8 protein-coding genes are annotated in these 10,488 nt (G+C 63.1%); 7 read left to right on the top strand and 1 reads right to left on the bottom strand.

Annotation, left to right across the window (positions count from 1 at the left end; genetic code table 11):
* A partial coding sequence (rho, locus tag EN994_RS06185) for a transcription termination factor Rho (protein WP_127307438.1) occupies window positions 1-1,194 on the top strand: 1,194 nt, incomplete at its 5' end.
* A 203-nt stretch (window positions 1,195-1,397) separates the two neighbouring features.
* Here rho and EN994_RS06175 read toward each other — a convergent pair.
* A complete protein-coding gene (locus EN994_RS06175) occupies window positions 1,398-3,416 on the bottom strand; it encodes a thioredoxin domain-containing protein (protein WP_063169600.1) in 2,019 nt (672 codons plus the stop codon).
* A 64-nt stretch (window positions 3,417-3,480) separates the two neighbouring features.
* Between EN994_RS06175 and mnmE the strand changes: the two genes are divergently transcribed.
* The 6 genes from mnmE to EN994_RS06145 all read left to right on the top strand — a co-directional run.
* Window positions 3,481-4,812 carry a tRNA uridine-5-carboxymethylaminomethyl(34) synthesis GTPase MnmE gene (gene mnmE / locus EN994_RS06170; protein WP_127307437.1) on the top strand — a complete coding sequence of 444 codons (1,332 nt, stop codon included), beginning with the start codon at window positions 3,481-3,483 and terminating at the stop codon, window positions 4,810-4,812.
* Window positions 4,813-5,111: 299 nt separating this feature from the next.
* The gene (mnmG, locus tag EN994_RS06165) at window positions 5,112-6,992 is read left to right on the top strand and encodes a tRNA uridine-5-carboxymethylaminomethyl(34) synthesis enzyme MnmG (RefSeq protein WP_063169598.1); all 1,881 of its coding nucleotides are present in this window, start codon (window positions 5,112-5,114) and stop codon (window positions 6,990-6,992) included.
* Entirely contained in the window at window positions 6,989-7,621 is a 633-nt protein-coding gene (rsmG, locus tag EN994_RS06160) for a 16S rRNA (guanine(527)-N(7))-methyltransferase RsmG (RefSeq protein ID WP_063169597.1), read from the top strand. Before mnmG ends, rsmG begins: the two co-directional genes overlap by 4 nt.
* 52 nt (window positions 7,622-7,673) lie before the next feature.
* Window positions 7,674-8,474 (top strand): ParA family protein, encoded by an 801-nt coding sequence (locus tag EN994_RS06155; RefSeq protein WP_013528736.1) that lies wholly within the window; start codon window positions 7,674-7,676, stop codon window positions 8,472-8,474.
* A gap of 63 nt (window positions 8,475-8,537) precedes the next feature.
* Window positions 8,538-9,428: a ParB/RepB/Spo0J family partition protein gene (locus EN994_RS06150; RefSeq protein WP_013528737.1), complete on the top strand. Its 891-nt coding sequence runs from the start codon at window positions 8,538-8,540 to the stop codon at window positions 9,426-9,428.
* Between the two features lie 513 nt (window positions 9,429-9,941).
* On the top strand, window positions 9,942-10,488 hold a 547-nt coding region (locus EN994_RS06145; protein ID WP_127307436.1), incomplete at its 3' end, for a DUF1326 domain-containing protein.

Genomic DNA, 10,488 nt, shown 5'->3' with positions numbered 1-10,488 from the left:
GAGGTCGAAAACGCCAGCGTCATGCGCAAGCAGGAGGTGATGTTTGCGATCCTGAAGAAGCTGGCCGCCCAGGAGATCGAGATCATCGGTGATGGCGTGGTCGAGGTGCTGCAGGACGGTTTCGGCTTCCTGCGCTCCGCCAACGCCAATTACCTGCCAGGTCCCGACGACATCTATATTTCACCGTCGCAGATCCGGCGCTTTTCGCTGAAGACCGGCGATACTGTCGAAGGGCCGATCCGCAGCCCGAAAGAGGGCGAGCGCTATTTCGCGCTGCTCAAGGTCAACACCATCAATTTCGACGATCCCGAGAAGATCCGTCACAAGATCCACTTCGACAATCTGACGCCGCTCTATCCGACCAAGCGGCTGAAGATGGAGATCGAGAATGTCACCACCAAGGACATATCGGCCCGTGTGATCGACCTGGTGGCGCCGATCGGCAAGGGACAGCGCGCCTTGATCAACGCGCAGCCGCGTACCGGCAAGACGGTTCTGATGCAGAACATCGCCCACTCGATCACCGCCAACCACCCGGAATGCTATCTGATCGTGCTGCTGATCGACGAGCGGCCGGAAGAAGTGACCGACATGCAGCGCTCGGTGAAGGGAGAGGTGATCTCCTCGACCTTCGACGAGCCCGCGGTGCGCCACGTGCAGGTCGCCGAAATGGTCATCGAGAAGGCCAAGCGCCTGGTCGAACATGGCCGCGACGTCGTCATCCTGCTCGATTCGATCACCCGTCTCGGCCGCGCCTACAACACCGTCGTGCCGTCATCCGGCAAGGTGCTGACCGGTGGTGTCGACGCCAACGCGCTGCAGCGGCCGAAGCGCTTCTTCGGCGCCGCCCGCAACATCGAGGAAGGCGGTTCGCTGACCATTATCGCCACCGCGCTGATCGATACCGGCAGCCGCATGGACGAAGTCATCTTCGAAGAGTTCAAGGGCACCGGCAACTGCGAAATCCAGCTCGACCGCAAGGTGGCCGACAAGCGCATCTATCCGGCCATGGACATCCTGAAGTCCGGCACCCGCAAGGAAGACCTGCTGGTTTCCAAGCAGGACCTGCAAAAGATCTTCGTGCTGCGCCGCATCCTGGCGCCGATGGGAACCACCGACGCGATCGAGTTCCTGATCGACAAGCTGAAGCAGACCAAGACCAATGCGGATTTCTTCGATTCGATGAACACGTAAGGGGATGGGGTAGCGATCCTTCGCGCCCCCCTCTGCCCTGCCGGGCATCTCCCCCTCTAGGGGGGAGATTACGCCCTTGGTCGTTTTCGGCAATTATCAACGCCGTAAGGTGAACGGAACAGCGAAGCTGCCGATCTCCCCATTTTGAGTGGGCGATGGCCGGTAGGCCAGAGGGGGGCGTCTCTCGCCGGCGGTTAGCAAAACTATCGCCGTCGCAACAATCGCTCGAGCTCTTCAGCATCCGTCACCGCCGGCAAACAAACCTGCCCCGTGCACAACCATGCACCTGCCTTGTCGGTCGGCGGCAGGATTCCACCGGGTAGCAAGGATCGATTCGCTGCCGTACCGATCGGCACGACGATGTCGATGCGGCGCGGGTCCGGGTTTCGATTCGCAACCGGAACGAGCTTTGGATCTGTGAACTCATCCACCAACACCAGCTTGAGCGGCTCGATCGCCAGCGCGCAGGCATTGACGATGCCGGCCTGGCCATAGGCCTGCTGCGCCGCGCGGCCGGCGGCATGCTCGGCGACGTGCCAGGCTCTCTCCTGCAGCTCGAGATTGCCGGTGACGGAGGCGAGCCTGACCAGCGCCTCGATGATCTGGCCGGTGGCGGACGGAATGGCTTCGTCGACATCGCCGCGGATGCGGATCGGCACGTCGGTGCTGTCGGAAGCAGTCAGGTAGTAACCTGTCTTCTCGGCGTCGGCGTGCCAATGCTCGAGCTGCTCGACAAACTGGCCGGCCTGGTCGACATAGCTCCAATTTCCAGTGGCCTCGAACAGCGAGATCGCTGCGTTGGCCATGGCGGCATAGTCGCTGGACAAAGCAGGGAACAGTTTTCTGGCACCGAGCATCGAATGCGGCAGGCGGCCGTCGCGGCTGGCAGCGCTGATATGGGCAAAGGCCTTTGCCGCCGCATCGATCCAGTCAGGCCGCGCCAGCGCCCGGCCGGCCTCGGCAAGCGCCGCGATCATCTGGCCGTTCCAGTCGATGAGGGTCTTTGCGTCAAGGCCGGGCCTGACCCGCTCTTCCCGGACAGCAAGGAGTTTCGCCTTGAGCGCGCTGATCTCTTCGCGGTGGATCACATATTGCGATTGCTGGGACCAGGTTTGGTGGACGACCGGCTCGCCTTCCCAGCCATGCGGGCTGGAGAGCGTGAAGTGCTTGAAAAACAATGCGGAATCGTCGCCAAGGGCGGCTTCGATCTCGTCGCGGCTCCAGGTGTAGAACAGACCTTCCTCGCCGTCGCTGTCGGCATCGAGACTGGCGGCAAAGGCACCGCCGTCGACGCGCATTTCGCGCAGCAGCCAGCCGATCGTCTCTTCGATTCGCACCCGGAACAATTCATTGCCGCTTGCGGCATAGGCCCAGTTGCAGAAGCGGAGGAGCTGGGCATTGTCGTAGAGCATCTTTTCGAAATGCGGCACCAGCCACTCGGCATCGGTCGAGTAGCGGCTGAGCCCGCCGCCGATGTGGTCGTAGATGCCGCCGCGCAGCATCTGTTCGAGGCTGTTGAGGACGTCGTCGCGATGGGCGGCATTGCCATCACGCAGCCAGGACAGCCACAGCGTTTGCATGAACGGCGCGTTGGGAAATTTAGGCGCGCCGCGCAATCCGCCGAGATCACGGTCGATCATGCCGTCGATGCCCTTGGCCAATTCCGCCAGCGTGGCGCGGTCGAGCACGGTTCTGGCATGCGAACCGGCGAGCCTCGCCTCGACATGCGTCGTCAGGCCGTCGGCGCTCTGGTTGAGGCTCGCCCGCTTCTCCCGCCACGCCTTGTCCACCGCCTCCATCACCTGGATGAAGCCGGGGCGGCCGTAGCGCGGCTCGCGCGGAAAATAGGTGCCGCCCCAGAACGGCTTGCCGTCCGGGGTCAGGAACATGGTCAGCGGCCAGCCGCCCTGCTCGCCCATCGAGGACAGCGCCGCCATATAGATCTGGTCGATGTCCGGGCGCTCCTCGCGGTCGACCTTGATATTGACGAACAGACGGTTCATGACGGCGGCGATGCCATCGTTTTCGAAGCTTTCATGCGCCATGACATGGCACCAATGGCAGGCGGCATAGCCGACCGAGAGCAGGATCGGCCTATCCAGCGCTTTCGCCTCTTCGAGCGAAGCCGGCGACCAGGCCCGCCAGTGGACGGGATTGCCGCTGTGCTGCTGCAGATAGGGGCTGGCTTCTTCGGCAAGCAGGTTTTGCGCGGGCAGCGTCACTGGGCAAACTCGGGTGCGATTGGCTGATAGGCGTGAAGCTAGGGCGGTTCAGTAGAGCGGGCAAATGATTTCAGGCGATTCCATCGTAGCGCTGTCGAGCGGCCGGCTGCCTGCCGGCGTCGCCGTCATCCGAATTTCCGGCCCACAGACTCGATTCGTCGTCGAAACGATTGCTGGGGCTATGGTTAAGGACCGCGCGGCGGCTCTGCGCAAGATGCGGGCACCCGATGGAGCCGTGCTCGACACCGGGCTGGTCGTGTTCTTTCCCGGTCCGGCCAGTTTCACCGGCGAGGACGTCGCGGAATTCCACGTTCATGGCGGCCGTGCCGTTGTGGCAAAAATGCTGGAGACGATGACCGGGTTTGACGGCGTCAGGCACGCGGAACCGGGCGAATTCACGCGTCGCGCCTTTCTGAACGGCAAGGTAGACCTGGTCGAGACCGAGGCGCTGGCGGATCTCGTCAATGCCGAGACGGAGGCGCAGCGGCGCTTCGCGGTGCAGAATGCCGACGGCGTACAGAGCGAACTCTATCTCGGCTGGCGCCGCAGGCTGATCCATGCCCGCGCCATGATCGAGGCCGAGATCGATTTCGCCGACGAGGAAGACGTCCCTGGTTCCGTTTCGGATGCGGTCTGGTCTGATGTCAGAACGATGATCGACGAGATCGACCGGCACATCGCCGGATTTCGCGCCGCCGAGATCATTCGCGACGGCTTTGAGGTCGTCATCCTCGGTGCCCCCAACGCCGGTAAGTCGAGTCTGTTCAACGCCCTGGCGCGGCGCGATGCCGCTATAGTAACGGATGAACCAGGCACGACCCGCGACCTGCTTGAAGTGACACTTGATCTTCAGGGGCTGCGTGTCCGGCTTACGGATACGGCCGGGATGCGCGATGCGCCGGGGAAGGTCGAGGCGATCGGCATCGAGAAGGCGAGGGCCAAGGCGCATGGCGCCGATCTCTTGCTGTTGCTTCACGACATGGCGAAACCAAGGGATGTCGGTGAGCTGCCGACCGTGGCGCCCACCCTGCTTGTCGGCACCAAGCTTGATCTGATCGACGGCCGTGCAGTGCCCGACGCGACCGCCGACTATGATCTTGTCATCTCGGTGGAGGAGGGGACCGGCGTGGAGGAATTGCTGGCGGAGATTGGCCGGCGCGCGTCGGAGTCAGCCGGCAGCGTCGGCGATGTCCTGCCGTCGCGCCTTCGCCACGTCGAATTGCTTGGCGAGACCAACCGCCATCTGCATCGCGCCACTGACGGCCGGATGAACGAGCAGGAGTTGCGCGCGGAGGAGTTGCGGCTCGCCGCCGATCGCCTCGGCCGAATCGTCGGCGCCATCGACGTCGAGGACATGCTGGACGTGATCTTCTCGCAGTTCTGCATCGGGAAATGACTCACGTGAAACAGGGTCGCTGCGGCGTGAGCTCCCTTTAGATCGTATGTTGCTTTGCTGCATGGCTTCGTGATTTTCGACGAACCCCGAAGGCGGGTAGGCTTCATCTGGGCCACCACCGCGCTGCGCCGCCTGCATGACTCACGTGAAACGTGTCAGGCGGCCCGATGACTCACGTGAAACACTGGGCTGACTAGCGGCGCGGCTGTTTCACGTGAAACTTGTCGCGGAGTTTTCTTGACAGCGTCGCTCCGCAGGGACATGTGTCCCTCATTCTTCTGAGTCCAGGACGTTTGGAAATGACCAATCGCTATGATGTGGTTGTGGTGGGCGGCGGCCACGCGGGTTGCGAGGCGGCCAGCGCTGCCGCGCGCGCCGGCGCCAGGACGGCGCTGGTGACGCTGCGTTTCGACACGATCGGCGTCATGTCGTGCAACCCCGCGATCGGCGGGCTCGGCAAGGGCCACCTGGTGCGCGAGATCGATGCCATGGACGGCCTCATGGGCCGCGTGGCGGATGCGGCCGGCATACAGTTCCGCCTGCTCAACCGCCGCAAAGGCCCTGCGGTGCGCGGCCCGCGTACGCAGGCCGACAGAAAGCTCTATCGCCTTGCCATGCAGGAAGCGATTCGGCAGCAGAACGATCTCGACGTGGTCGAAGGCGAGGTTCTGGACTTCGAGATCGCCGACGGGCAGATCACGGCGGTTCTCCTAGCCGACGGCCGGCGCCTGGTCTGTGGCGCGGTCGTCCTGACGACCGGAACTTTTCTGCGCGGGCTTATCCATATCGGCGAGAAGAAGATCGTCGCCGGCCGCATGAACGAGCAGGCGAGCCTCGGCCTGTCGGCAACGATGGACCGCGCCGGCTTCAAGCTTGGACGGCTGAAGACCGGGACGCCGCCGCGGCTCGATGGCCGGACCATCGACTGGGCGTCGCTGGAAAGCCAGGCGGCGGATGCGGATCCGGTGCCGTTCTCGCTGATGACCGACCGTATCACCACGCCGCAGATCGATTGCGGCATTACGCGGACGACGACCGCGACGCATGAGTTGATACGCGCCAATCTCGGTCGCTCGGCCATGTATTCCGGATCGATCGAAGGCGTTGGGCCGCGCTATTGCCCGTCGATCGAGGACAAGATCGTCAAGTTCGGGGACAGGGACGGGCACCAGATTTTTCTGGAGCCGGAAGGCCTGGACGACGACACCGTCTATCCCAATGGCATTTCGACCTCGCTGCCCGAGGATGTGCAGCTCGACATCTTGAAAACCATTCCGGGGCTGGAGCGAGCCGTCATGCTGCAGCCCGGCTATGCCATCGAATATGATCATGTCGATCCGCGCGAGCTGCATCAGACGCTGGAGACGAAGCGCGTCAGTGGCCTGTTCCTCGCCGGGCAAATCAACGGCACGACCGGCTATGAAGAAGCGGCCGGGCAAGGCTTGCTTGCCGGCCTCAATGCGGCGCGGCGGGCGGCGGGCAGCGAGCAGATCGTGCTCAGCCGCACCGAGGCCTATATCGGCGTCATGGTCGATGATTTGACCAGCCGGGGCATTGCGGAGCCCTACCGGATGTTCACGTCGCGGGCCGAGTTCCGGCTGTCGCTACGCGCCGACAATGCCGATGAGCGGCTGACGCCCGTGGCTGCGAAGCTTGGCATCGCCTCGGCGCAGCGAATGCGACGCTACGGGGATGTCATGCAGAATCTTGATGAAGCGCGGGAGCTGGCGAAGTTGCTCACAATGACGCCCAACGAGGCGGCGCGTCATGGGCTGGAAATCAACCGGGACGGCGTGCGCCGGTCCGGTTATGAATTGCTGTCCTATCCCGACGTCGACGTGGCCTGGCTGGGTCGTATCGATTCGCGATTCGCGGCGATCGACGGCAAGACGGCGGAGCGCCTCGAAACAGAGGCGAAATATTCAGTCTATCTCGATCGCCAGAAGACGGATGTGGCGCAGATCCGGCATGAAGAGAGCCGGCTGATCCCCGAGACGGTCGATTTCGCCGGAGTGCCGGGTCTGTCGAACGAGTTGAAGCAGAAGATGCAGGCGCGGCGGCCGCGCTCCATCGCCGATGCCCAGCGCATGGAAGGCATGACGCCGGCGGCGCTGGCGATCATTGTCGCGCATGTCCGTCACGCGGAGAGCGCCCAGCGCCTGCAAAAGGATGTTGCGTGAGTTCTATGACCCTAGCGAGCCTGCAGGACACGGCAGGCCCGGTTTCACGTGAAACATTCGATCGGCTGGTGGCGTTCGAGCAGATGTTCCAGAAGTGGAATCGCAGCATCAATCTGGTGGCGCAATCGACCTCGGGCGACGTCTGGCAGCGTCATATATTGGACAGCGCGCAGCTCGCGCGCATAGAGCCCCAAGCCACACGCTGGGTGGATATCGGCTCAGGCGGCGGATTTCCGGGCCTTGTCATGGCTTTCCTGCTGGCCGAGCGCGACGGCGCCAGCATCGATCTGGTTGAAAGCAATCGCAAAAAAGCATCCTTCCTGCAGACCGTCATTGGGCAGTTCAGCCTGCCGGCGCGGGTGGTGGCGCGCCGCATCGACGACAGTCATGCGCTTGTTTCGACGCCGCAGATCGTCACGGCGCGGGCGCTGGCTCCGCTTTCGACGTTGCTGGACCTGTCGGCGCCCTGGCTGATTTCAGGCGCGCGCGGCCTGTTCCACAAAGGCCGGGATTACCGCACCGAAGTGCAAGAAAGCGTTCACCGATGGTCCTTCGATCTGGTAGAACATCCCAGTGTGACCGACGCTGGCGGCGTCATCCTGGAATTGTCCAACCTGCGACCTGTCTGATCCGTCACTGACAGGCGATTTGGCGCCCAAAATGAATTTCTGGCATAAACCCATGATGAAGAATGGCCCCCGAATCATCACCGTAGCCAACCAGAAAGGCGGCGTCGGCAAGACAACCACCGCCATCAATCTGGCGACCGCGCTGGCCGCGATCGGCGAAAAGGTGCTGATCGTCGATCTCGATCCGCAGGGAAATGCCAGCACCGGCCTCGGCATCGACCGCAAGGATCGGACGGTGTCCTCCTATGACGTGTTGACCGGCGAGTTGGAGCTGGAGGCCGCGGCCATCCCGACGGCGGTGCCCGGCCTGTCGATCGTGCCGTCGACGCTCGACCTGCTCGGCATTGAAATGGAGATCGCCTCCGCGCCCGACCGGGTGCTCAAGTTGCGTAATGCGCTGCGCGCCGCGACCGAGCGCGGCGCACCCTTTGGCTATGTGCTGATCGATTGCCCGCCATCGCTCAACCTTTTGACCTTGAATTCAATGGCTGCGGCCGATTCTGTTCTTGTGCCGCTGCAATGCGAGTTCTTCGCGCTCGAAGGTCTCAGCCAGTTGCTGGAGACGGTCGAGCAGGTGCGCCGCTCGATCAATCCGGATCTCACCATCCAGGGCATCGTGCTGACCATGTATGACGGCCGCAACAATCTCGCCAACCAGGTGGTGCAGGATGTGCGGGCGCATATGGGCGACAAGGTCTACGAGACCGTCATCCCGCGCAATGTGCGGGTGTCCGAGGCGCCGTCCTACGGCAAGCCGGCGATCCTTTACGATCTGAAATGCTCGGGCAGTCAGGCCTATCTGCAACTGGCGTCGGAAGTGATCCGCCGCGAGCGCAAGTTACGCGCCGCTTGATTAGACTCCCTGCAATTTAAAGAGCCGATTCGATACCGAAACGATCCGGAACCTGGAATAAAGATGAGCGAAGACCTTTCGAGAAAGAGACTGGGGCGTGGGCTGGCGGCGCTGATCGGCGAGATCGATCGCCCAGCTGCGCCTGAAAAACCAGGCATGAGCGCCGACGGCAAGGTGCCGATCGAGTTCCTGACCCCCAATCCGAAGAATCCGCGGCGGCATTTCGGCGACGCCGAGCTGACCGACCTTGCCCAGTCGATCCGCGAACACGGCGTCGTCCAGCCGGTGGTGGCGCGTCCTTCGCCGGCACAGGCCGGCCGTTACGAGATCATCGCCGGCGAGCGGCGCTGGCGCGCGGCGCAGCGCGCCGGGCTGTCCGAGATCCCGGTCATCATCCGCGAGGTCAACGACCGCACCGCGCTCGAGCTGGCGATCATCGAAAACGTCCAGCGCACCGACCTCAATGCGGTCGAGGAAGCGCTTGGCTATCAGCAGCTGATCGATGAGCACGGCTACACCCAGGCCGATCTCGGCCAGGTGATCGGCAAAAGCCGCAGCCATGTCGCCAACACGCTCAGGCTCCTGAAGCTGCCGGATGTGATCCGCGACATGCTGGTCGACGGCGCGCTGTCGGCGGGCCATGCCCGCACGCTGGTGACGGCGGAAGATCCGGCCGGCCTTGCCAAGCGTATCGTCGAAGAGGGCCTTTCGGTGCGCCAGGCCGAAGCGCTGGCCCAGATACCGGCCGGCACCAGCAGCACCAAGGAAGCCAAGCCGGCGCCAAGTCCGGAGCAAAAGGACGCCGATACGCTGGCGCTGGAAAAGCTGTTGACCGATACGATCGGCATGATTGTGTCAGTGGATCACAAGGGCAAGGGCGGCACTTTGCGGGTTTCATACCGGTCGCTGGAGCAGCTTGATGAGCTGTGCAGAAGGCTGAAGCAGGAGCGTTAGTTAGCCGGCGAAGTATATTGAGACCGGAGATTGCGCATGTGGAAAGGGGCTGGCCGTTTGGCCGGCCTTTTCCTTTTGGGGCGCTCGTGATTGGCGAAATCGGTGACGCCGCGAATCTCCCTCCTTGAGGGGGGATGGCCGGCAGGCCAGAGGGGGTCGCCCCACATCAAGCGCCGGGCCCCTGCGGGAACGAAGAAGAGGTCAGCGCCCCACGCGCGGCGGCCCCCTCTGTCGCCTTCGGCGACATCTCCCCCTCGAGGGGGAGATCAGGCTCGCTCCCCAGCCTCGCGCTCTCAACCGCGATCCCAAGCAGCGCCTGCCGCCAGCCCTGCCGCTCGCGGCTTGACAGTGCCAGGCAACGGCGTAACCTATATTAGATATGGCTTAAATTATGTGCCCTAGCGTGCCGGTCAGTCGAGGCGGGGGCTATTTGCCGTTCCTACAACAATCGTGAAATGGCACCGCCCCGCCAATGCGATATGCCGACGCGCCTGACGCAAGTGGGAGGTGCAAATGGCAGTCCGTTGGCAATTGTCCGGAAGTTACTTCGAAAATTGTAGCTGCGATGTCGTATGTCCTTGTCTGCTGTCCACCAACGCGCAGCTGACATCGAAGCCGACGAAAGGTGTTTGCGACGTCGGTTTGGTCTTTCATATCAACACGGGCAACTACGGCGACGTTCGATTGGATGGGCTCAGTGTCGCGATGGTCGCTCACACGCCGGGTCCTATGGCAAACGGCAATTGGACGGCCGCCGCCTATATCGACGAACGGGCCGATGACAGGCAAACAGAGGCGCTAGGTGCCATCTTCACCGGCGCTGCGGGCGGCCCTATGGCGGTGCTGGCACTCATGATTGGCACGAATCTTGGCGCCAAGAAGGTGCCGATAAGCTACCGGATAGACGGCAAGAAGCGGTCGGCGGAGATTGCGGGCGTCATGCAGATGGCGGTCGAGCCGCTGCCGACAATGCGCGAGGACGGGCAGATGTGGGCGGCCACAGGCCATCCTGTCAATCCCGATTGGCTCGCCCTGGCGATGGGGGCGGAAGGCAGTACAT

It is taken from the genome of Mesorhizobium sp. M7A.F.Ca.CA.002.09.1.1 (assembly GCF_003998555.1).
Lineage (GTDB): Bacteria > Pseudomonadota > Alphaproteobacteria > Rhizobiales > Rhizobiaceae > Mesorhizobium > Mesorhizobium ciceri.
Note: the sequence above shows the minus strand (reverse complement) of the source record. Positions and strands in the feature narration are given on the sequence as shown.